The sequence below is a fragment of the Leptospira koniambonensis genome, assembly GCF_004769555.1.
Lineage (GTDB): Bacteria > Spirochaetota > Leptospiria > Leptospirales > Leptospiraceae > Leptospira_B > Leptospira_B koniambonensis.
The window spans coordinates 274,774-300,892 of the sequence record NZ_RQFY01000006.1 but is presented as its reverse complement, the minus strand read 5'-3'; the positions used below and the strand labels follow the sequence as shown (position 1 = coordinate 300,892).

Here is a 26,119-nt window from a genome sequence, read left to right as displayed (position 1 = left end):
ACTTAATTCTCGTTTTCCGCGCCCTATTTCTTATTGTAACCCCCTCAATTTTACGAAATCCTTGAACATATATCTGTTATATTAAAACAAAAAGTATGCTATTTTAGTTTTGGCGAGGCTCAACATAACATACGTCAGTTTTGGGAATAGGACACCGTTCTATCCAAGAAATCCATACTTTTCAATGAAATCCCGATCAATTTTCTCATTTTTCTTTTTTATAATTTTACCGCTTTTATCATATTCACAAAATTCTCCATCCGCAACTCCATCTCGCATCGTATAAGATTCTAGCAATTCGCCTCTTCTATTATAAAAATAGATTAAACCATTTTCCTTTCCATTTTGATAATGAACTTTCTTCTTCATTTTACCATTGGGCCAAAATAATTGCATTTCTCCTTCATAAACATTTGCCTCTACTTCTATGTATCCTGCTTTCTTCCCAGAGGTCCCATAATATAACAAACGTTTTCCATCTTTTATGGATATATCTTCCCATTTCGAAAAAACATAATTAAATTTTGCAACTTCCGGTACATTCACAGGACGACTTAATGGAGGCAATCCTTCCAATCGTTCGTTGTTCTTGAAATAAAAGATAGAGCGGGCATAAAATTCCCCGTCCCTATATCGAATTGTTTCCACTCCACCAGATATATCTTTTTGCGTATGGCTATAAGTTGAGTAATAATTATTTTCTCCCGGAGGCTCTTGTGTCCAAAGAGAAAATACGAAAATAAAATAACACAGGGTTAAAAGGATGAATAATTTAGTCTTCATTTAATCATTTCCAGTAGTCCATATAAATCATAGGCAAATCTGTCCTCTTCGCTTTATTAAGAGTTTCAATATATTTTAAATATCTTTGTCTGGTCACATTCTGGACTATATTCATTGAAGCCTCCGTTAAGCCAGACACATCCTTAGGATAGGCAATCATTGAAGAATTGTTAGCCTGTAAATATTTGTAAGTGCTGTAAGTATATTCAAGCTTTTTCGTTGCTTCCAATAAGGAAGTTGTAGCTTCCACTTTTTTAATAAATTTCTCATCTCCATAGCCCATAAAACTATCCAAATGGCTCTTCAATGTCTTGAATACCTCTTGTTTAGATAGGCGGTCATTAATGTTTAAGCCTGCTTCTAACCCATCTAAACCGAGTATCTCTCTGCCCAGACTATTGATCTTTTTATCATACAACTTGGCAGTCTCATTTTTGTAGTCTCCCTTTTCATAAGCAGCTTCAATCTGAGTTCTATTCCCGGAGGCCATCATTTTATCTATTTCATCTTGGATCGAATTAACTTTATTATACTTTTCTTCTGCTGTAAAAGACTGAGCACTTCTATATAAATCTCTGACATCATCAAGAATTGGTCTATATAAGTCAGTCAATGAATCTGTGGATTTTAAATATCCGGCCATCTTATCCATTAAACCTCCAATATCCGCGGCTTTCTTTGCTTCACCAGAAAGTGCTCCTTTGATAAATTCTTTAATTTTCTCCACTATTTTGTCTGACAATAAAGAAGTTACTCCTTCCAATATAGTTGAATTATCTTGGGGAATGAATTCTGAATCAATCTTAGCTAAAGCTGCTTGGAATCGTGATTCGCTATCTTTATAATCCCTTGCTAGTCCTGTAGAGACATCCATACCATTTGCATTCGCGTAATACTTCATACCTTCAGGTGAATATCGATCATAAAGTTTTCCATTTGGTCCGACTACACCTTCTCCCGATGGGAACGCATCTGTTTTCAGAACTTCGCCTGGTTGCAAGGCTCCTTTACCAGATAATCCACCATCATCCTCTCCAATTCCAGCCCCTCGATAAGCCAACCCTCCGATCATATCATCTGCAAGATTTCGCCTAGCACTCTCTTGCGCCGATCTTGAAGCTTGAGAATCAGGAGATGACTCAGAAGAGAACCAACCATCAAAAACGCTTATCGTTGTATCCCACAGCCCTTGTGATTTTGTTCTTACTTCTGTCTGATCATTTACATATTTATCATACTGATCTTTCGTCATAGCTCCAAGTGCTAAACCTTGTGCTTTACCCATATCTCCGAAGAAGCCTTTGTTATAAACTGCATCTCCGCTAATTGAATCATAAGTCAATGCTGTCGCTGAATTGGCACTGAGAGAAGCAGTATATCCTTGCGTTACATCGTTATACGAATACGTTCCGGTTATTCCTGCTACGGACGGGGTTGTCACACTGTAAGTATTACCACCCCAAGCCGTATGATTGTAATCAAAGCTGGATTGTGGTGCGAATTTGTTTGTATTCTCTGAGATTCCTGCTGACTGTCCAAATCCATCATTCCGATCATAGCTTAAGCCTAAGTTCAAAGATCCTGCAAAATTACCCTCTTTGTCTTGGTTTCCAAGACCTATCCCTACGCCTGCACTAACTCCTGTGAATCCTGTATTGTCGAAATTTACTCCTAGGTTCCCTGTAAATCTTCCACTTGCATCAAATCTATTTTGTAACCCCACGCTTCCATTTATAGATCCTGAGTTTGCGTTGTAGCTTATACTTCCGCCGATCGCAAGTCCATCCGCTATCCGATATCCCCCACCAACGCTTACACCGAATCCATCCTTATAACTATAAGACATCTCATACGATAATGATCCGCCAGTCATCCCTTGTAAGTACGCATTTCCTATGTTAGCCGCTCCGGCTACGAATCCAAGTGCTCCACCTTCGAATGCACCTTGCGTTGCTTTATATGCTGCAAATGCTATCATTCCCACAGGACCAGTTACTACTGCTGCAATCGCTGCCGCTGCATCTATTGTATCCTTATTTTCGTGCATGAAATTAGCAGTGTCGGATTTGATATTTTTCGTCTGGTCTACTGCATTTTGCGTTACTTCCATGATCTTTGGAGCCAAGTAAATTGCCCAAGGTCCTGTGGCTAATGCTGCCATTGCTCCTAAACCATATATAGCTCCCTGTGTATAAAGCTGAACCGCTGATCCAACTGCATTTGAAAAGCCATCGCTGTTTAGTTCTTTTCCTTTTGCTTCTAAAGAGTCGTATTTCTCCTTTAATTTTAGAGAAGTATAGAATTGGTTAAAGTGCCAATCTCCGAAGACGCCGCCTTCTGTAGGTCCAACCAAATATCCGGAACTCATCGCATTTTGTTCCATATACTTTTTATCTGATGCACTCGCTGCCATGTATTGAGGATCACTTAGTAGGCTTCGCAATGCTCCTTGGGATGCCTGCATTACTTTTGCCATTGCGACTGGGTCAAGTGCTGCAATTTTCTCTTCTCTGTTTTCTTGGTTTACTGGATCGTAAGTCTTCTTGAAGTCCTTATCCAACACGCTGATTGCAAGCTTAACCATTTGTTGGAGTTCTGCTGTTGATGGACCTCCGTCTGCTGCGAGTGCATTGAAATTACTTAGGTCCCACTCTTTACCGTCGCTATCTTTGACTTTTGGTAATTGTTTTGGACCTTCATATCCGTAGATTGTATAGTTTGGAAGGATCTGTTGTTGAGGTTGCCCATCTGCACCTACAGTCTGCCTAATGAGCAAATCGCCCACTGGCATAAAGCCATCTCTCATTACCTTTTGAGTTAACTGTTTTCCAAGATCCTTATTTGCTGCACCTATTGTTTCTTCATAGGTTTTTGGAATATTATAGAGGCTGTCCAAAGATTGTAATACTACAAGCTTCTGTGACCTTTCTTCCATCTCTTTACTCATGTCTTGGAACTGTTTCAGATTGGAATCGTCCAGTTTTTGAGTTTTGACTTGGTCGATGAAGAATTGTACGTCTTGGTATGCACCTTGATTGATTAGGTTATCATCAAATTTACTTGGAGCACCCGCTAAAACTTTATTTAAGATCGCGTTAGCGTTCAGCTCCACCCCTACTTCAGTTGGTAGATCTTTTTTATAACTTTCGATCAAACTTTGGATTTGTTTGTATGCTTCTGCAAGCTTATCTGTATCGCTTTGATCTTTATATGTAGAGATAAAGTCTTTTTCCCAAGCTGCTTTTTCTGAGATCATTGTGGCAATTTGATCTACGTGAGCTTTTTCTCCTTCTTTTGCTTTTTTCTTGAACTCTGTTCTCCAACTATCCCAACCTTGGAGAATTGTATTGGTCATATCATTAAATTTAGATAGTCCAGCGTTCTGAAGGAATTGGATATTCTCGACCCACTCTTGTTTCTTTTGGTAGAAGTCTTGTTCCTTTTGATCCCATACAGCGGTTTGTAATGCGTATTGTTGCTTTTGATTTGCAAGAAAGAGTTGGTCTATAATTTTCCCTTTACCCATATAATCTTCGGCGACTTTCTTATACATATCGTATTCAATGTTTTCGCCATTATTATTGGATAATTTCTTCAAAAGGTCTGAGTAGAATTGTTCTCTTGCGTCCAGAATGGTTTTTGGATCTGCTTTTTGACCGCCTGCTCCAATATATTTCTCTTGAGCAGCAAAGTATTCATCTCGTTCAATCTCATATTGAGATTGAGATAGCACAGCTAGAGCAGATACAAATTCATCTGCACTTGTCATAGTCGCAGTTTTTATTCCATCCGAAGATCCGGTAATGGTTGCGGATACACCTCCGGCATTGTCTCCATCATCTCGAACGAGAAGTCCATAAGCATCGTGAACGTATCTTTTCTGAACGACAGAATTCCCGTTCTTACCGGCAATTTTGTCCATATTAAGTGGTTCTTTACCACCAGTCCAAGAAAGAGTTCCGTTATCAAATGTTCCAGTTCCAGTGAGATAGTCTAGATCACCTGCTTGTAATCCAGTATTTAGAGTATATTTCCCTTCTTCGTTTCCGGAACCTAAAAGAACCGATTTTAATTGGTCTTTACTAGAAATGTCTGTGTAATAATTCAGTTCCGCTTGTAAGTCTTTTAACTTTTGAGCAGAAGTTTGTGCAGAATCTAAACCGGTTTGTAAGTATCCTTTTTGCTGTACCCAAGTATTCGTTCTATTGATGGCCTCTAATCCTACGGTAGGATTTCCCCATCCCATGATTGCAATAAGAATAGCTTCCGCACCCATTTGGTTTGAAAAGCTAGTCTCCATCTTGGAAGAGTATTCAGAATATGTAACAGAGCTAAGTCGATTATTAGCAGCCGCAGTCGCTCCTGAATATGGATCTAACCACCACATACCATCGAAAGCATTCATAGCTGTTTTCATCTGAGGAGCAAGACCCGAACTGCCGCCATGAGAATTAACGAAATCTAATATACTAAATTGAGGATACTGAGCATTTAGCCCTCCTCCGTAAGTTAATGCTCCACTCGTAGATCCTCTTCCTCCATTAACGAAGTCCCAAAGACCTACATACCCGCCGATAACACCTTCCATAATTTGGTATTGTTGGCGAAGATCTGATTCTAAAGTTATATAATCCGACTTTTGATAATCGATCTTTCCGTCTAAACCGTTTCCGTTTATTTTGTAGTTCGTTGGTACGAGAATCTCGTTTAGGTAGCCTTGGAGGTTGGCTCTTTCCGTATCGATCTGATTTTTAAGATCGGTCATTTTGTCTTTGATCGTTTTTTCAGCCTGGCTAAATCTTAAAGCTCTCTCTGCCCATTCTTCTGTTTGTTTTTGGTTTTCTTTAACTTGAGGATCCGCATTCAGACTTGCGAGTGTTGTTTGTTTAGAAATTAGGTTCTGTAAATCAGTAATTTCCTTTAATTTAGCAGTGACCGCATCATTTGCATCTGTAAGTCTAGTTTTTGCAAGTTCAGTTGCATTCAGATCAGTTACACCGGCACTGTATTCTTTAAGTGTTGCAAAATCATATACCGCACTTTTTTCAGATAATTTCGCAGAAGCAGTTTCCATTGTCGTATATGCTGCGCTTACTTCGACTTGTTTTGCCGCATACTGTGATTGGATACCTTTAACAATATTTTGTTGTGTAGTAAATGCAGCTTCTGCATCTTCAAATGTTTGTTGGTTTAAACTGTATTGAGTTTTAATCGTTCCAAGTTCGCTGCCCAAAGCAGATTTGAGTGCATCGCCGGATAACCCGCTGTATTTATTTGCGATATCTGTAAGGATTCCGATCTTTTTACCGGATTCCATAATATTATCTGCATAGCTAGACATTGCGCCGGTTGCTTTACTTGTTTCGGCGTATGGATCATTAATAGCTACCCTACCCGGCAGGTTATTGTCTACGTAGTTGTCTATGATTCCTTTTAAGTTATTGATCCCAGCTATAAAATCATACGTACCAGTAGTTTGGTTTTTTTCATAAACATCATCGGAAATTTCATATCCAGAATCTTGGATCTCTTTTAGAGCCTGGCGTATAGAAGGGTTAGCTTCTGTTTTATCAGGATCAAAAGAATAACTCTTATAACTTTCTATTAAAGAAAGTAAATTGCCTAATCTTTGTTCTGCCTGGTATTCAAGTTCTCTTTCTTTGTTTGTGATTTGAGTTTCGAGCGTTGGAGCGGTCTGGCCTTGAGAACCAATATTAACATAACTCAAATAACTCTCGATAACAACGTTTCCTTTCACCACATCGTAAGCATATTTAGCCTTACGTTCGCTTGCTTGTGCGTTCGTTAACTCTAAAGTTAAATTTAAATTCTCTGCTCCAAGTGAAGAGATAAGATCTGAAAATCCAGTTTCATGTTGGTAGTTTTTCAAATAAAAATCGGACTGGATGCTGGAAAGTGGATCTAAGGATCCAAACGGAGAATAAAGACCCGCTTTATATAAAACAAATCCCTGTTTTTCAGAATCGGATAAACCGCCTTGTAGTTTATTATTAACAAAACTTAAATATTCTTCGTCAGAATCTCCCAAGTAACTGTTGAGAACAAAGTCCATTCTCACAGAACGATTTAATGAGGTAACGAGGCCTGGTTCATATTTTTTATCTTTAAGCCATGTTGTTAAAGAATTCATATCGTCTGGACTTAAATTTTCAGTTGCCGAACGATAATAATAAGCGTAAGCAAGATCTCTTTCTTTTAAGGAATCAGGTAGATAGTAGGAAGAATTTCTAGAATCAAAGTTCGAAACAAAATTTTCGAGTAAAGACTGAGCATCAGATGAGATTCCATAATTCAAAAGGAAATCTCTTAAGACTTGGTTCTTATCGACTGTTTCGTTTTTTGTACTAGCCGCATATGTCATTGCACCTAAATATGCGGAGAAGTTACTAACTAGAGCGTAATTTGCGAGTTCCGGTGGATAGGAGCTTGAATTTGCAAAAACACCTTGGCTTAAACTATTGTTTATTCTTTCGTAGCCGAGTGCTAAAGCTTGTTCGTTTAGCGCTGCTTTTACTTCCGGATCTGTGGAAAGTACGATACTTTCTATTCCTTTGCTAAGGTCCGAATTCAGAACTTTGGCTTGGTCTCTATATACTTTTAGATAGTTAAAAATTTCAGAAATTTGGGATTCGGTTAATGACTGTCCTAAAAACTTCGCTTCAGTGTTTTTAGATAATGCATATACATTTGTAGAATTTGGATTTGTATCGGCAGTCCATTGTTTTCCGGAACGGATCTCAGTCATAAACTGATCCAAAGAAATGTTACTTGCTAGTTCGGATAAGAAGGCTTCGCCTAGTTCCTCTTTTCGAATTTCCCAGGCATATTCTTTCAGGGATTGTATACCCGAAACCAGATCCGAATCTAATTCAAAATCAGTACCTGAAAGTTTTGCTTGTAACTTATCAAATTTAATAAGACTAGATTCAATTTGAGACATCGCATTATAAACAGGCTGACCTGAATCTTGTAATGCTTTCAAAGTGGATTGTAAATCGGCGAAGATTGTTTTCGCTTCCGTTACTGTGGCAGTATAGTCTTTTGCGGTTGAGTAGGAAGTATTTAGATTACTTTCTGTTCTATCTGCTACAGCGATCGAGCTAAAATATTTTAAATTTTCAATTTCGTCTGTATATGTTCCCGCATTTTCTAAAGCAGTAAGTATAGCGCTATTTACTTGTTCGCCGTTCTGTTGTTTTGTAATAAAAAAATCTCTGAGTTGTTTAACATACGAGATTAGATCATCTTGGCCAATTTGATTCTTAGAACCTTCTCCTAGATAAACTACGATCTTATCGGATAATCCATCCTGGAATGTTTCAACTTGTCCTTTCGTAGTTTGTAAAGCAGCATACGTTTTAGAAACGGACTGTAAGTTATTGGAAACTGTATCTAAACCGCCAGAAAGTGCAAATACACTACTTAAATTACTTTGATCTGTTGCAAGACCAAGCATTCCAAGAGTTACACCCATTTCCTGGGAGATTAGAAGTTCTACAGGACTACTTTGAAATGTATCAAAGTATGTAAAATTTGCCGGTGTAGTATTGTATTGTGCCAAAATCCCGGAAGGTGCCAAAGCTAAAGTTGTTGCATTTAAAAGAAAAGTAGAAGGAAGACTCTCCTCTACTTTCATTTGAGACACAAGGTTTCTACTTTCTGTGTATGCGCTCTGTGTATCCCCGGTTATGATCTGTAGTAAGCCTTGTGCTTCCAAATAAGCAGACTTCAAATCATTAAACTTGGAAAGTACAACATCGGATTGATCTAAAAATGTATCACTACCAGGAGTTAAGGAAGAAAGAGCAGTTTTTGCATCATTATAAGAACTATACGCTGATTCTAAATTCGTTTTTGCTGAGTTCCAGTTAGAAAGATTAGATGAAACAGAAGAAATATAATTTCCTAAAGAGGAAAAATCTTCAGAAGTAAAAACATTTACTCCCGGGTTTGCAGCGTCTTGGAAATCTTTTAGTCCATAGATACCTTGCAAAGAACTCAACTGGCCCGAGAAATAATTCAATCTATCATCTGAAAATAAAGAAAGAGCAGAATTAACCGGAGAATCAACACTATTCAGTGAAGAAACAAGATTGGTAGATGCTAAAGTATAAGCAGATAAATTTGTAGTATATTTTGTGTTTAGTTTAGAAGCATCCGAATAAACAGAGGAAGCAATACTACTTCCAAAAATATTCGAAATTTGTGAAAGATCACTCATTGCAAGGAAGAAATCTTCCGTAGTCGATTTACCAGATAAATATTCGGCTAAAAGATTTTTTCTAAAATCTTCCTCTTCCGTATTATGATCTATGTTTGTTCCTAAGTTAAACGAATCTTGCAAAAGATCGGAAGCTGTTATATCAGATAAACCGCTTACCTTTGATCTAATTTCTGAAAGTAGTCCTGTTGTTTTGTTCTCTTGTGATTCAAAGTAATCGTCTGTTAATGCAGACAATACTCCGTTTGTCGAAACTTGAGTTGCAAATGCACTAATTGATTTAGAGGCTTGGTCAAGTGAAGATATTTTAGAAACTACTGCTGAACCAAAGAAGAATGTACTTCCGAAATTATAGGATTCGTTCAGTAAACGTTTTTCTTCTGAACTTCCGCTTTCTCTAATTTCGGTTCTTTGTGCGGCTGTGTATTTTCCCCCGCCCTCATAGAAAGAAACTGCATCACCGGCAGCATCCATTTCTTCTTCTAAACTTGAGATCCAATCTTCATAGTCAGACGAAGCCAATTGATTCGAGATAGAATTCCCATTCGTTCTGAAAAAACTTAAAACTACTTCTAATGCTTTTCTATTTAAAAGAGAATCTGGATCTAAGTCTAAATCCAAAGAGTTAGAATCTGAATCCTTCAAGACTTGCAAATAAATAGAACTAAAATTACGTTTATCTGAAGGTAAGTCTGCTAAATAACTATGTAAGATCTCTAAAGCCTTTTCATTAATTTTTGCGCCTTCTATATTTTTGCGATTCTCAGCGTTTTCTTTTAATGCTTGGAGACTTTCTGAATCACCATCCGGATCCAATAGAAAATTCAATTGGTCTTTTCTAACTAGATATTCAGTTTGGAAACTTTCGTAGAATGATAAAAGTTTGCCAGACACAGTAGATGCAATATTGTTTCTTGTTTCTAAGCTACTTCTAAAAGCCTGGATCGAATTTCCAAAATTCCCCAAGAGACTAGAAATATCTCCAAACGAAGAACCCATTCCAGCAACTACTGGCGACCAATCCTTAGAACTAGAATCTAAAAGAGATTTAAATCCAGCTAAATCGTTCTTAGCATTTGTTCTATCTGTTCCGGTAAGACTCGAATCGATTACTGTGCCGCCCCTCTGAAACACATCCAAAAGAACTGTATTCAAATAGCTTGTTGTTTGATTTAGATCAGATACGAAAGATTGGAACTGTCCAATTTGAATAGCAGAACCTTGGATATCATTTACAAGGCCTAAGATCCGATTGGAATACTCTGCAGTTCCTTTTAAATTTGAATTTGCACTAATATAATCTTTGTATGCGGAAGTTTTATCCTCAATTTTGGAAAATCCATCTTCCATCGCAGAAGAGTTAGTATCCCATTGTCCAAGTAAGTTTTCTAAATATGCAATTCCTTGGTCTACGCGATCAAGTCCAAGATAAGTAGTATCATAAGAAGATATAGAACCGAAACCGCTTCTAATATTCTTTAACTGGTTTAAGTAATTTGTTAATTCTGATTTTTTAGCAGTTAGATCATCGACCGGGAAACTTGTACTTGCTGTATTCAAAAGTTGAACTTGGCTGTCAAATGTAGTACTCGAATCTACTACAGGCGTATCCAAATTAGCCAATTGGGATTTCATACTTGTTAAATCTTTTTGGATTTGAACTGCGACTGTATTTCCATAAAGAGATACAAGTGTATCCCCGCTTAAGAGGGAGTCGATTTTCTCACTTAAAGTACCGTCACCACTCAGGATTTTCTCAAGTGCTGCCTTTTTCTCTTTTACATCTTCAAAAGCTAAAATCTGGCTTAAACTTTGGTTATAAAAAGTCTGAGTTCTTAGAGCATTTTCTCTTTCATAGGTAAGCTTATACATCGCAGCTTCTTGCTGACGTAAAACCTCTCTCTGACGTTCAAGTTCTTCACTAGCCTGTTCGATTTCGTATCGTAATCCAGAATCAGTTTTATTACTTCCGTCTGTTTTCAACTCTCCAATTGAACCAAGTAATTCCGGGTTTTGGATTAGAACTTGCATTTTAACAGTACTGTCATAGGCGTTCTGGGAACCCATCAATTCAGAACGCGCTAACTCTAAAGCCTTTCTTTTATCTTCTAAAACCTTGTTTGCGGCTTCTAGGTCAGTCAATATACTCGTCGGGTTAGTGGATGAGGAACCGCCAGTTGTAGTAGAGGAAGAAGAATCAAGACCTGTTTGTGAATATGTACTTGATGCGCTACTTCCGTTTAATTCAGCAAGAAGTGCTAAATATGCATTTTGTTTCGTTTCGAAATCTGCTTTTACTGATGCAAGTTCTGCTTCTAATTGTGCAGCAGTCTTATTTCCTACATTCGCCGCTGCATAATCATAAACAGATTGGGCTCTTGTTTGATTTTCTTGTAATACTTTTAATTCTGCCTGAGCAATTCTTAATTCTAATTCTTGAGAAGTGTATATACCACTTGAACTCAATAGCCCATCTGCACCTCTCACATCATCATCATGCAAAGTATTCCCGGAATTTTTTACTAAATCTCGAACTCTTGTTTCTAAACTTTGCCAATAAGAAAGTTGTGATCTATATTCTGTAACTACAGAAGCTGGATATCCGCTATTTGGTTTTTCTGCTCTAGTTATAGCACCTTGGAAAAATTGGATATTTGATTCGATTGTGGTGAGTGTATCTGCTCCCCCAACTACAATACTTTCAATTCCTCGGACATGAGCCTGCCATTGTTCTGATTGGGTCGCAAGAGTCCTGTCAAGTTCAGCAAGTGCTTTTTCTTTATTTGCTTTTAATTGAGCTTCAGATTCATCCCAGGACTGTAGCCCTTTTTGGATTTGTGCATTTACAACTTGGGTCCAATCAGACTTTGCTTTTAAAATCTGATTATATGCATTTGCCCAATCTGCTTCTCCTGACTTCCATTGCAGCTCAACTTCTTTATCGTATCTAAGTTTTCCTAAAACCAATTGGTCTATCGCATCCTGCCATTGTTTCTGACCTGATTGTAATGCTGCTAAAAACTTTGATTGATAATCATCTCCGCTCGAAACAATTGTATTAGGATCTACATTCGTAGAAGTATTTGTGGTAACTAATCCGGAAAGATCACCTGCACTTTTCTGTGCTCTTTCAATTAAAAGTAGAGCGAGTTTGTTTGGATCTGTTTCTTGTGCAATTTGACCGTTAATATCATCTGCAGCATTCGCTTTTGCTACAAAATTGGCGCGATACGCGGCAACAATTGAGTTTTCTTCATAATAATATTCTGCAAGGATATTCTTTTTAATATCTGAAAGTGCAGTTTCAAATCCAAGCTTTTGTGAATTAGATAATAGATTCGAATTACTTTGAATTCCTTCTATTCTGGAATTCAAATCGGTTTCCCAATTAGAACGAAAACTCGTAAGAAACGATTTTATAGTAGAATCAAATAGACCAGCCTTCTCACTAGCATTCGTTCCTGCCTGGGCTGCAACTCCCGCTTGTAAAACCGCTTGGATAAGAGCACCTTTGTCTATATTTTCAAGAGTATCTTCAAGACTACCAGAGGCTACTTTAGCCTTCCATTGTCCTTTTCTGTTCTCGATTTCTTCTTGAACATCTTCTTCCCACTCGCTCCTAACTAAAGCTTTCTCTTGTAGAAGTTGATCCTTTAACGCTGTATTGGAACTGCCCCCGTTTTCTAATAAGTTTTTCTCAATCGCTCGATCTGCGGATGCTTCCCAATCAGCTCGTAATAATGAAAATCCTTTGTTTACTGAATCATTCCAATCTGCTTCTGAACCTGAGTTATTCGCTCTTTCATACTGTCTTTCTAATTTACCATCCGAACCATTCTTCCAAAGATCTCTGAAGATAGTTGGATCAGCGCTAAGAGGCGCTATTCCAATCTCGAGCATTATAATAGTAACAAATATTTTCTTAAGACTCGAAACCGCAAAACGAAGTATAAACTTAAATAAAATTCTTCTTGTTTTAATATTACGCGATCTTTTCAGAAATTTTGAAGCTAAAGATTGAAATTTTTGAAAAGAAAATTCCAACTTCTTAAGATTTAATTTATTGAGAGCTTCTTGAATTTGTTGATTCATCATGTGTGTTCCCTTTGTTCTAAAGGCAGAATTAAAATAGAAAATTGCGAGAGAGGCGAAATCACTGATACGCCTATAGATTGCCCTACTATAGAGCAGGTCTTATTAAGATGTGGAAGTTGTAAGATTGAAAAAGATTGGAAGAAAAAACTTAAATCTAAGTGGGAAAAATCGAAAAGATCAGAAACAAATGATAAATATTTTTTATCACTATCTGGATCAGAATGAGTTAGTTTAGCCAAATACCTTCTGAACTTCTTTATCGATCTTAAGTTTACATTTGTTTGCCAGTAAAATTTCAAATCAGAAGAAGAAAGAGAATCAGGATATACATACCCAATTGACTGATCTAATCTGTCCGAACTTTTATCCTTAAAATATTCCCCTGAAAACCATTCGAAAAATAATAAATTAAGAGTCTCGAAATCGCCTATTCCACCTTTGGAGGACTTTTCAGGTCCATTAGGATTATGTAATGAAATAGTATCGAAAAAACCAATTGGACGAAGACTAATTTCTCTTTCTCTTTCAAGAAGTAAATTTAACTCAAACGCCTCTTCTGCAAACAAGATAGCAAGAGAAGCAGAATTTTCAATTTCAGATATATCATTCTTTCCAAGACGGAAAGATATAAGATTCGAGTTCTTTTTCTGATTAAATGATACTTCGATTCTCTCTTGTGCATCGTCTTCCCAGGATACGCGAAGTGGTCGAGAGTCGTTTACAATATCTGCGGATAATTGCCATAATGAAGGGATCAAAAAGGAAATGAATACAAAAATGGATAAAATATTTATCCGAAAAATCCATCCCATTTGTCCCAAAGTCATATAAAAATAGAAGAGTCCTATATACTTAAGCTTTTGTTGCAAACGTGGCAAAAATATGCAAGGAAAAGTTCATTCTGACCGATATATTTATTGGAATATCCAAAATGGAATATGCGTTCCGTTTACTTCGAAACGTTACCTTAGGGATGATTTAGGGGTGAAAATAACTTAATTACAAAGAACAATAACGCTAGTAACGTTAGCTCCTTGTATTGAGCCGTTTTGATTTGCTAATGAACAAGTTTGTCCGACTGGCTGGCTGGTAACGGAAACAGCATACGTTACGTGATTTTCATACGAAAATGGGAAAGAAAAAGGACCATTAAAAACGAAAACGGAAACTTCGAATAAATTATTCGCAAGGGTAATCGTCTTTCCTCCATCCATGCCAGAAATTGTTCCACCAACTGTGTAAAAGGAATTATTGCCGTCGGAAGAACCACTGGATGATGGAGTAGCGACTCCATTTACGAATTCTTTTAGAAGTTTATCCGTTGAGTTGCTATCGTCTTTCAATTCACACCCAAGGCTAAACGAACACACGAATATGATTATTACCAATTTGAGATATATCACAACTCGGTTGGCTGACCTTAAGGCACAAATTTCCATACAAATATACTATCTAATATTTATTTTCGAATGCAAAACAATTTTTCAATAAGAAAAAAGGCAAGCTTCCGAAAATTATAAAAAGACAAAGAGGAAATACTCAAATAACGGACAATTATGGCATCATTAATTTCATTCTCTAAACTTTGTATTTTTTTCGTTTTACTTACAATTTCTTGTTCAAGTTATCAAATAACTAAAGTGCGCTTCGCATCTGAAATTATAGAGGCCAAAAATCCTTCTGAAAAATTTCCAAACATTAAGCGAATTGCAATTAATCGGATCCAAACTAAGCCGAACTCCTTTGCCACTTTTGCAGGTGAGAACTTTACAAATAATCTCCGTTTCTACTTACTTAAAGAAGGGATTGAGGCTTTCATCCAAGAAATTCCTTCCGAAACAAAACAAGTTTTGCAAAATACGAATGATACTGTTGGAAACACAATTAGCCCCTCTCCCACCGCTACTCCCACTATGTTTTCATCAAACTTAGTTCTTGAAACTAGTGATAAACCAATCGAGCCCAAACCTGAATCTATTCAAAAAGCATGCACTTTATCAAAATGTGATATATATTTAGATGGATATATTTACGAAAAGAAATTGGGAAATATTTTAGACGAAGAGATTACCACCGGAATTTTCATTCGCATCTATTCACAAGGTGGCAGCTTAATAGGTCAACTAAAGCTTAGCTCTCCTGTAACGACAGAAATCTTTTTAAATAATTCAACATTAGCAGAAATGATGGCGAGAAAAATTGCAACAACTGTTGGCTTCTCAAGCAAGTCCGGATTCAATTGGAAATTTTGGGAATAATTTAATCACTAATCTTATATCCAAAATATGAACAAAGAGAGAGATACTTCATTTAAAATAGAGTGTATTATTGTATATACACTAATTTGTTTTTTATTTGGGCCAGTATCTGTTCTAGGAGAAAATGAACTTTTAATACTCGATCAACAAAAAGCAGAAGATATAGCTATTGAAAATAGTCCTGATCTAAGATTACTTGGTGGTCAGCAAAAAATCAAAGCCTTGCTTGTTAAGGAAAATTGGAGATCTTATTTCCCTACAGCTTCCGTCTCCTGGTTTAGAAATGCAAATGTAATCGAAAACGATTCAGAAAGTAGATCCCAAAGATTAGCCCTCACTTTAGACCAAGTAGTATACGACGGCGGAAGAAGACATTTGGCTCTCCAAGCCGCTTTAAACGATTTAAACTTATCGAAATACGATTTCTTGTTAGGTATTAACAATTTAAAGTTTAAAGTACGTTCTGCTTACTATACTCTCTTGAGCAATAAAGCTCAAATGGAGATCCAAAAAAGATCTATTGATAGACAAAAAGAACAACTTCGATTTGCAAAAAGAGAAAAACAATTAGGCGACTCTACGGAACTTCAAGTTCTTCAAATTGAAAACCGGTTAAATGAAATTCAATTGCAGTATAAACGAACCGAAACATCCTTCTTAAGTGGGATAGAAGAATTCAAAATACAATTAAGACTACCGAGTACAACAAACATCTTACTCGCTGCTGATATTCTTAACGGTATTACTTTTTCTTTTAAAGAAATACCTCTTGATCAATTAATAAGCATAGCTTTTCAATCCAGAGTAGAGTTCGAAAGAAATAAGGCGGCGGAATTACAGGCCCTTTCTGAATTTGAAATAGCAAAATCTTTTTACATTCCCACCTTATCAATTGGTGGATATTACGCTGGATCTGGAGATCGATTCGAACCCAAACAAAGAGAATACGGTTTTAATTTTAAACTTAGTATGCCAATCGGAGCAAATACTCTACAAGACACTTCTAATTATATTTCCAGAAATGATGATACGAATAAGTCCCTAACTTCTACAACTACAATGAATATTATGGATAATCTGCAATACAAAAGGAAAATCGCATCAACTGGAATAAGTGCAGAACAAGCCAAAATTACTCGAAAACAGCAAGACGATATAGTTAGAATAGAAGTTTTAAAAGCCATTCAAAACTATAGACAATGTTGGGAATCCATGATACTCGCTGACGATAACGCAAAACTTTTTGAAAAAAGATTAAAAATTAAAGAAAAAGAAGTTTCACTTGGAGACGCAAAACGAGTCGATTTAGCTGAAACAGAGATTTTTTATTTACAAGCGGTTAATACGATGATAACAAGCCGTGTTCAATATTTGACTGCTGTTTCTCAACTCGAAATGGCTACAGGCACAAGTCTCGATAGCCTAGAACTGATTAAAGTTAAAAAATAAGGTAAGTCCCTAAAATGACAAAAAGTAAAACCATTCTCGTAATTATATTAATTTCGATCCAAATATTAACCTGTGGAAAAAAGAAAAAAGAAACGGTAGAAGAAGATATTGCTCCGCCTTTCGAGATGACCCCACTTGAATTAAAAAAACAACAAATTATTGTAAGTCTTCTTGGAAGTGTTTCACACTTTCAAAAGGCGGAAATTTCCTCCAAAGTTTTGGGACGGGTGGAAAAAATTTTTCGGGAAGAAGGTGATCGTATTTCTAAAGGCCAATCGTTGGCTAAAATCGAAACTCTAAATCTAGAGATTCAGTTAAAAAAAGATTTAGCTTCTTTGGAAGTTCAAAACAAACAAATCGACCTAAGTCGTTCTAGATATATTCAAGCGAAACAAAGAGTAGAAAGGGAAATTTCCAATATTGAAAAAGCAAGAGCGGACGTAAACGATTCAAAAGCTACTATGGAAAACCTCCAAAGAACTTATTCAAATAAACAAGAATTATTTAAAATAGGAGCAGTTTCAGAAACAGAGCTAAAAGGAGTCGAAACTGGGTTAATCTCTGCACAAACAAATTATTTCAAGGCACAAAAAAGTCTAGATACGATCCAAATCGGATACAGACCAGAGGATCTAAAAAAGGCTGGAATGCAAATTCCAACTGATAAGAACAAATTAAATGACGCTCTTTTGGAACTAAATACGATCGTAGAAAAATCCGAATTAGACATTGCCATAGCTAACTTAAAAAGTATTCAGGCAAGTATTGATTCCACTACATTACTTATAAAGGAATCCACAATATTATCTCCTATTAAAGGGATCGTTGCTGCTCGTTCGATATTTGTAGGTGAGGCAGTAAAAGAAGGCCAGGCTATATATGTTGTTGTCGATGACTCGGAAGTTCTTTTGAAATTCTCAGTCAATGAATCGGATCTTAGTAGAATAACTCCCAACCAAGATGTCGATTTTACTGTAGATGCCTTTCCAAAAAAGAAATTTAAAGGAAAAATCTTGATAATCAGCCCACTTGTGGATCCACAAAGCCGAACTGCAGAAATCAAAGTAATATATAAAAATGAGAAAGACGTATTAAAACCTGGAATGTTTGCTAGGGCAGAAATCCAAGACTTACATCCCGTTCCCGCTTTCTATATCCCATCCAAGAGTATTCTTTCCGGTAAAGAAAAAGACGAAGGATTTATTTTCGTTGATAACAAAGGTTTACTCTTTAAAAAGAAAGTAAACATTGAAGGGGTAAGCGGAGAGCTATCTCGCATCTCGGGAGAATTATCCGTAGGTGAATTAGTGGCGACTGGCTCGGTTGGAAATATAAAAGAAGGCGAATCTACTCCAAAGCCAAAAGACAAAAGTATTCCTTCAAAATAAAATTAGGATAACGGAATAGTCCGAAACTGCTTTTGCTTGCGAAACAGGCGAATTATTCCCCCTCCTCCAACTATCGTCCTTCTTTGAAAGTGATAGAAGAGAACTGGGACAAAAACTAATGTTAATGCGGTAGAAATACTAAGTCCCCAAAAAACCGTAATTGCTAAAGGCCTCCATAACTGACTACCCTCCCCAAAATCCAACATAGTTGGAACTAAAGCAGTCGTGGTTGTAAAAGTAGTCATTAAAATCGGACGCAATCGTTCCGACGCAGATTGAATCGTCGCACGAAGTAATGCAAATTTTTTATTATCAATCTTACTATTTCTATATAAGTGCAAAGATTGATCTACGAGCATAATGGAGTTATTGATTGCAATTCCAGCAAGCAATATAAAACCAATATAGACTGAGATATTCAAACTCATCCTAAAACAAAATAAGATCAAAAGATCAGCGAAAATTCCTAGCGGAACTGAAATCATTAGTAGCCACGGTAACAGCAAATCTTCGAATAAAGAAGCCAATATGCAGAATATCAAGAATACGGCTAAAAAAATCATGAATAACATTTCAATTCTGTTCTTCTGTAATTTTTTAAAAGAACCTCCAAATTCAAAATAATAGTTATTTGGTAAATCAAGTGCAGTTAAAGAATCTCTAATTTTTTCTACAGCTGAACCGAGATCAAGAGAACCCAATTTTGCAGTTATAGTAACCATTCTTCTCTTATTTTTACGATAAATTTTTGTTTCGCCTTCCTTTTCTTTTTGAATAGAAAGTTCCGCAATGGAAATGGTAGATCTATCTCCTGGAATTTTATAGTTAGGAATTTGTTCGATATTTAATCGGTCTTCTTCTCGAAACCGAACCCTTATATCAACTTCTTTGGAATCTTCTATAAACTTTGTAGGTATAGATCCTTGAATCGCTGTACGAACATAATTTCCGACCTCCTCGGAAGTCAGTCCGGTTAAAGCCATCTTGTCTTGATGAATATCTAACAAAAACTCCTGTTTTCCATCTCTAAATCGTAATACAGTTTCTTGAATCCCTGGAATCTGCTGGATAGTTGAGGCTGCGTCTTTTGCTATTTTCTTTAATACTTCTGTATTATCTCCGATAAATTCGATATCCAATTCTCTACTGCTGTCCATAGAAGAATTTTCGACGTAGTAAACAAACACGTCTTTTAAAGGTGAAGTCAATTCCTTAAATTCAGCAATCAATACTTCAGAAGATTTACTCCTTTGATCTAAAGGTTTTAACTTTATATAAAGATCAGCATGCCACTTTTCAATTTTGGAATTTATTTTTTCAACTTCTGGAATCGTCTTAAGTAATTCTTCAATACGTTTGACATGGTGACTTGTTGCATCCAAGTGAGTTCCTGTCTCTAATTCGACGCTGGCACGAATTTCTCCTGCATCCACAGGATCAATATATTCTTGTTTAAGAAATGGCGTAACGCCTACACCTGCAATACAAAGAGATAAAAGAAGAGAATAGATCCATTTGGGATTACGGAAAAGCCAAACAAGACCACTAAGATATTTTTTTCGAACGAAATCTAATCGAAAATATTTTTGGAAGTTTATGTAAGTATTCTTAACGAAATAGAGCCGACCTTGAAACAAATTCAAATTGAGTCTGATAGGACTACTTTTTAAAATCGAATTTACACTCTTATAAAAATCGTTTAGGCCGGTATTTTCAAAATGTTCAGGCTTATTCAAAAATAATTTTGCTAATTGAGGTAAAAAGAAAAGTGAAACAACAAGAGATATTAAAATGGAAAAGCTTACCGTTAAAGCCATTCCTCCATATAATTGTTTTAACTCTCTAGAACCGAAGAAAAATGGCAAAAAAACTGCAATATTCGTCAAGGTAGAGGCTGCCAATTCCTTATAGAGACTTATAACAGATTCGTCAGCAATCGTGGATAGATTCAATTTGTTTGTATTTTTCGCATCACTAAATGCAGATTGGCGAATTCTAAAAATGCGATCCAAAACAACTATGGAGTTATCAATCAAAAGTCCGGCACCAAGAGCGAGGCCCGCCAAGGTCATCACGTTTAAACCGATTTTCCATATAAACATGAAGGCGAAAGTTACAATTATAGATAGTGGTATGGAGGCCCCTACGATCAAAGTAGCTCTCATATTTTTTAGAAATAGAAAGATAACGATAACTGCGATAATTCCGCCTGTAAATGCAGAACCCGCGACCCTATCTATAGATACTTGAATATACTCAGATTGATCGTATGTGATTTCTGATTTTACTTCAGGGAACGAAACTTGCGATAGCTCGTCTTTCAGACCTTCACATACGGAAATTGTGTTAGCATCACCGGCTTTCTGAACATAAATCGTGACATTTTCATTTCCGTTTTCCCGAGAAATATCCTCACGATCCCGGTGACCGTCATAAACACTTCCTAATTCTTTCAGCTTTACCCATTTGTTTTGAGAAGGAGATCTTATAATAATCTCCTCCATAGTTCGCATCGCAGAAAATTTTCCAAGAACGCGAACATTTATCCAACCGTTAGCTTCTGCAATTCTGCCTGCAGGAAGGTCAACGTTTGATGTACGTATACTTTCCATTACTTCCGATAATGAAATGCCTAAGAAATTTAGGACGTTACGATTAACCTCAACAAGAATTTCCCTATAACGGCCACCACCTACTCGTACTTCGCTGACACCATCTACTCTCTCTAATCTTTTTTTAATTTTATTTTCAGCGATTTCTCTTAATTCTTTCAATGAATAGGCAGAAGATTCTAATTTGACAATAAATATTGGACGATCACTCGGATCATAACGAATTACAGTAGGCTCTTGGACTTCTCTCGGAAATGTGTGCCTTATTAAATCTATTTTAGATTTTAGTTCAACGGACTTTAAAGTTATATCTTTAACATCGGAAAAGATAACGTTAATTCTCGATTCCCCTTCTTCCGAAGTAGAGTATATAGATTCCAAGCCTCCAACTCCGACTATCTGCTCTTCCATTGGTTTTGTAAGGATTTCTTCTATCCGAGAAGGGGCTACTCCGGGATATTTTGTTACAATGCTCAAGGCAGGAGAATCCGTTGGAGGCATTAAGGAAACCGGAAGAAGTTTTACTGAAAGAAGACCCCAAAAAAAGAATCCTCCAAAAATCATGAACGTAGTTATTCTTCTTCTCAAAAAGAAAGATAGAATAGCATTCATAATCACTTACTTCCTTTAAGAAAGCGGAGATAATACCATCGATATGCTAAAGGAACAAAAAGAAGTGTAAGAGCAGTAGAAACCAAAAGTCCTCCCATTACGGAAGCAGCCATTGGCCCTTGAGGAGAAGGTGGTCCAAATGTGATAATTAAAGGGAACAATCCGAAGATTGTAGTGGCAGTAGTACTTAATATTGGATTTAAGCGTCTTCTCCCGCCTGCAATAACAAGCTCATCAATACTTTTAAAATCCTTCTCATGCAATTGATAAAACTCTATAAGTATAATCGCATTGTTTACAACCACACCAGCAAGTAATATGATTCCCATTAATGAAATTATATTTAAAGTATTTCCCGTTAGAACTAACCCTAATCCAACACCGGCACCTGAAACAAATATCGAGAATAAAATTATGAAAGGAAGCCCTAAGTTTTCCATATTAGAAGCGAGGACCATATAAACTAAAACAATTGAAAGGATCACCGCAAACGTTAGAGACTGAATTGATTTCTCCATTATCTTTTGGGTTTCGCCAGGCAGTATGGATATATCTTTTTTATTTGAATACTTTTCTAATATTGGCTCAACAATCTTTAATGCTTCCGAATAAGTTGTCGAAACAAGCGGAGCCTTTACTAGACCAACTCTTTTCCCATCGTATCTTAAAATTTTTCTATTCGAATTTCCAGATACTATCGATGCAAAATCCTGTAACCGAATAAGAGATCCAGAAGAGATTTTAAAAAGTGTATTAGCTAAGGAATCTGTTCCGGAACGATCATTGAGTCTATGTCGAATTAAGACTGGTATCTCTTCGTCGTTTCTCTTAAATCTGGTAGCAGCTTCTCCTTTAATCACTGACCTCAAAGTTTTAGCTACCGCTTCTACTGAAAGTCCAAACGTAGCCATTTTATCTCTATCAATTAGAACACGAATTTCCGGAGTATCTTCTCCGAAAGAAGTCGTCGCTTCTCCAAACTTTCCTGTTTTTTGGATTTCTGATTGGATTTCCTTACATATTTCCCGAACTAAAAAAAGATCCTGCCCAGATACTTCTAATACCAATCCCTCATTGGTTTCCGGCAAAAGATCAGAAAGTAAATCTTTCGCAGGAACAAAGACCAATTGGGCCCCCGTTCTTCTTTCTATCTCCGAGATATCCTCTTTAGTAGATTCAAATAGATCTTCTGCGGCATCATATCGAATTAATTGCAGAAAAAGTTCGGCCCGATTCAACCCAAAATCTCCTCTCGGGTTAATTACAAGATCTCGTTCCTCGTAGCCTACTTTTAAGAAAGCATTTTCAACAAAACCTGATTTTTGCAAATCCTCTAAAACTTCTTTAGTAACTTCTTCAGTTCTCTGTAAAGAAGATCCAGGTGGAAGAATGATCTTCGCATTTAAATCGGCTTTTTGAACTTGAGGCATTAATTCTGTTGGAAGGAATTTGAAGAATACAACTGTAAAGAGAATAAGTACAGAGATAGAAAGTAGAATAACTTTCGGTCTTTTTAAAATAGTTTCGATCCCAAATACATAAAGCTTTTCTAAAACATTTAAGATCCTTTCTCGAAAAGCCCAGAAAGGGCGAAATATCGCAAGTCCTTCTGACTGCGAAGAGAACATCGGCAAGGTAGTTAATACAGGAATAAAAGTTACTGAGACAAAAAAGGAGGAAATAAGCGAGTAAGTAATAGAAAGTGCAAACTCTCGAAAAATTGAAGCTGCGATGCCTTCCAAGAATAGAATCGGTAAAAAAACTACAATACTTGTAAGTGTAGAAGCGAATAGAGATCCGAAGACGTCCTGAGTACCTTCTAACGCGCTTTCAAAAGCACTTTTTTTAGACTTCCTAAAACCATAAATGGACTCTAAGACTACAATAGAAGAGTCCACCATCATACCTACGCCGACGGACAACCCTCCAAGAGACATTGTATTTAATGTCATCTTTTGAAAGTAGAAGAAAACAATAGTCACTAATATCGAGATCGGAATTGAAAGGGTTACAATTGCCGACTCTCGAAAAGTACCCAAAAAGAAGGATAATACAAAAAAACAAATTATTATCGCCTGAAATCCCGCAGAAGCAACTCCTGTCACTGACTCGCGGATAAATCTGCTTTGATCGGAAACTACGATAAGTTTCACTTTGCTACCAAATTCTTGATTCAAAGAATCGATTAATTCTTTTGCTTCATCTGCAATGATTACGCTATTTTTTCCAGCTTCCTTTTTTAGGACTATAGCAACACATTCATCATTATTAAAATAACTGACACTCGTTCTTTCTTTATAAGAATCTAATACTTCGGCAACATTTCGCAGATAAATTGGGGCACCTTTTTCGGATAAATTAACTACAAGTTCAGAAATCGCGTCTACATTTTCATACGCGCCCATCGTTCTTACTAAAATTTCACGATCTTCTCTCTTTATATTACCGGCAGGAAAATTAAAATTATTTGAAGCAACACCTTGTACGATTTCCTGGGGACTCAAGCCATAAGCATTAAGCTTTCCTCTATCTATATTTACTAGAATTTGTTTTTCATATCCTCCTGTAATAGATACTGCTGCAATCCCATCCACTCTCTCAAAGTATGGAGATAGATTTTTCTTGATAAAACTACGAAGCTCTTTAGGATCAATTCCGGTTGAAATCGCTGCAATCTGAAGCAAAGGAGCATCATTTGGATCGAATTTCAGTACAATTGACTTTTTTGCATCAATGGGTAGACTTCCTTTTACAAGATCTACCTTCTCCCTAGTCTGAATAGAAGCTGTGTCCATATTTGTACCCCAGCGAAATCTAATTTTCACTAAAGATACACCCTCTAGGGATTCTGAGGTGATTCGATCTACCCCGTTAACTGATGAAACAATTTCTTCGATAGGCTTCGTAACAAGCGTTTCTATCTCGGAGGGAGATACGTTTTCGTAAACGGTAACGACAGTTAACGTAGGATATGAAATATCTGGCAAGAGGTCGATCTTAAGATCCCTCATGCTTACAAACCCGACGAGAAGGATCAGCAACAAAACGACTAGGGTAGTGATTCGATTCTTTAAAAAATAAAGTGTCATTTAATAAAGATCAAAATCTTACCCGAACTGTATAATCCTGATCCATAAGATTCCCATAGTTGTCAGTTATTCCGGAAGAACCACCCTTTACACGAATTAAGTAAGTACTTCCGATGTCCAAGCAAGCAGCTGTAGTACTGAATACTAAGACACTAGCCGGCGTATAAGCGACAGGAGTTACATCGGTAATATTACTAACGTATTCCAAACATCCGACTGAAGTTGGACCAAACTCTTTTTCGATGGAGACCTTAAGGGAACTCAAAAACAAAATTGATCCAGTTGTTAAAGTATAAGGTGAGCCAGGACAGCTGCTTGTTCCATCATCATAGCAAAAATGAAGATATAATTGCTGGGTACATTCTTGAGCATTGCATGAACTTGTATTCAATTGAGGAGCATTTGTATTGATTTGATTCGTAAAAAGTCCGTTAGAAAATCCAGAATCGGAAAAGATTGCTCGCATCCTTATTTTCTGGGAAAATGATCCGTCAATTTTAAAATAGTAACTATAGTTTTTATCTAGTTTGTTGTTCTGTAAATCGACTATAGAAGTAGTAATCTTGAAATTATAAACCTGGTATACATCTAAAGGTTCATCAAACGTAATAGAATAAGAACTTCCAGGGCCATTTAGTTGGTTCACGCGGTAGCTTTGCGAAGGAGAAATTGAAATAGCTTCTAAAAGAGATGAAGGACGGACTGGCTCAGAAAAATCCAGTATTATAGAATCAGTCTTGTTCATTCCGGAAATAACGTTAAACTCGTTAGTCAAATGATTTGTTGGCAGGCTTGAAAATTGTATCGAAGACAAAGTAGGAGTAGTAAAGTCATCCCCTACGGTAAAACTAATATTTGATGATTGAGCCATCTGGTTTCCCGAGGCATCCTTTACACTAGAAGGAATGGTTACAGTATAAACAGTCCCATATGCTAAGTCTGCGGCTGGGTGAAATTCGAATCTAGTATTATTATTAGAAATTACAGTAGCTGGTATTTGTAATCCCATATCTGGACTTGTACTTATCCCACTAAGGACTGAAGTGACATTCATTGGTTTATCAAAAATGATTGTAAAAAATGTGTTCGGAGCAACAGCGGTAGCATGATCAGCAGGTATTGTTTGGCTTATTTTAGGCTGAGTAAGATCCGAATTATAACTAAAATTAATCCTTAAATCATCTAGCAAATTTACTCCTGATATACTTTCCGCTCTAGATTTAGTTACTACATAAGTATATAAACCTGGGGAAGACAAAGGTTTTGCCGGTTTGAATACCATTGTATTTTCAACCCATTCAAAGATACCGTCAATCGTCTGCCCATTATTAGAAAGAGAAAATGAACTTTCGGTATAATTTGTATTCATCTCTTTCGAAAAAGTAATGATTACATGACTTGCTGGATCTACTCCTGTTGCTCCCTGTATTGGAGACGTAAATTTTACAGTTGGAGGATTAAAATCATTTAAAACATCAAAGGAAGGTAAAAATGCGAAAGGTCCGTCCGCATTATCCAATAGCTGAGAGCACTGAACTAATGATAATAAAAATAAAATTGAAATTCCCTTTCGCATACGAATTCCGGAGAA

General features: G+C 36.7%; 10 protein-coding genes. 3 read left to right on the top strand and 7 right to left on the bottom strand.

Annotated features, from left to right (window positions below; all coding sequences use genetic code 11):
- Nucleotides 1–159 precede the first annotated feature (159 nt).
- The 4 genes from EHQ52_RS14855 to EHQ52_RS14840 form a co-directional block, all read right to left on the bottom strand.
- A complete protein-coding gene (locus tag EHQ52_RS14855) occupies nucleotides 160–783 on the bottom strand; it encodes a toxin-antitoxin system YwqK family antitoxin (protein WP_135615965.1) in 624 nt (207 codons plus the stop codon).
- A gap of 4 nt (nucleotides 784–787) precedes the next feature.
- A complete protein-coding gene (locus EHQ52_RS14850; protein WP_244244909.1) occupies nucleotides 788–13,120 on the bottom strand; it encodes a hypothetical protein in 12,333 nt (4,110 codons plus the stop codon).
- Nucleotides 13,117–13,932, bottom strand: a complete 816-nt coding sequence (locus EHQ52_RS14845; protein ID WP_135615964.1) for a hypothetical protein — start codon at nucleotides 13,930–13,932, stop codon at nucleotides 13,117–13,119. The genes EHQ52_RS14850 and EHQ52_RS14845 overlap by 4 nt, the downstream gene beginning before the upstream one ends.
- Before the next feature lie 183 nt (nucleotides 13,933–14,115).
- Nucleotides 14,116–14,463, bottom strand: a complete 348-nt coding sequence (locus tag EHQ52_RS14840) for a hemagglutinin (RefSeq protein WP_244244908.1) — start codon at nucleotides 14,461–14,463, stop codon at nucleotides 14,116–14,118.
- 213 nt (nucleotides 14,464–14,676) lie between these two features.
- Here EHQ52_RS14840 and EHQ52_RS14835 point away from each other — a divergent pair, with 213 nt between their 5' ends.
- From EHQ52_RS14835 to EHQ52_RS14825, 3 genes are read left to right on the top strand one after another with little or no spacing between them, the layout of a single operon-like run.
- Entirely contained in the window at nucleotides 14,677–15,378 is a 702-nt protein-coding gene (locus EHQ52_RS14835) for a lipoprotein (RefSeq protein ID WP_135615962.1), read from the top strand.
- Between the two features lie 27 nt (nucleotides 15,379–15,405).
- On the top strand, nucleotides 15,406–16,827 hold the full coding sequence (locus EHQ52_RS14830; protein WP_244244907.1) for a TolC family protein: 1,422 nt from the start codon (nucleotides 15,406–15,408) through the stop codon (nucleotides 16,825–16,827).
- Between the two features lie 14 nt (nucleotides 16,828–16,841).
- Nucleotides 16,842–18,215: an efflux RND transporter periplasmic adaptor subunit gene (locus EHQ52_RS14825; protein ID WP_135615961.1), complete on the top strand. Its 1,374-nt coding sequence runs from the start codon at nucleotides 16,842–16,844 to the stop codon at nucleotides 18,213–18,215.
- Nucleotides 18,216–18,217: 2 nt separating this feature from the next.
- Here EHQ52_RS14825 and EHQ52_RS14820 read toward each other — a convergent pair whose 3' ends face one another.
- The 3 genes from EHQ52_RS14820 to EHQ52_RS14810 are packed head-to-tail and all read right to left on the bottom strand — an operon-like array spanning nucleotide 18,218 to nucleotide 26,104.
- Nucleotides 18,218–21,439 carry an efflux RND transporter permease subunit gene (locus EHQ52_RS14820; protein WP_135615960.1) on the bottom strand — a complete coding sequence of 1,074 codons (3,222 nt, stop codon included), beginning with the start codon at nucleotides 21,437–21,439 and terminating at the stop codon, nucleotides 18,218–18,220.
- A gap of 2 nt (nucleotides 21,440–21,441) precedes the next feature.
- On the bottom strand, nucleotides 21,442–24,528 hold the full coding sequence (locus tag EHQ52_RS14815) for an efflux RND transporter permease subunit (RefSeq protein ID WP_135615959.1): 3,087 nt from the start codon (nucleotides 24,526–24,528) through the stop codon (nucleotides 21,442–21,444).
- A gap of 10 nt (nucleotides 24,529–24,538) precedes the next feature.
- Nucleotides 24,539–26,104, bottom strand: a complete 1,566-nt coding sequence (locus EHQ52_RS14810; RefSeq protein WP_244244906.1) for an Ig-like domain-containing domain — start codon at nucleotides 26,102–26,104, stop codon at nucleotides 24,539–24,541.
- Nucleotides 26,105–26,119 lie beyond the last annotated feature (15 nt).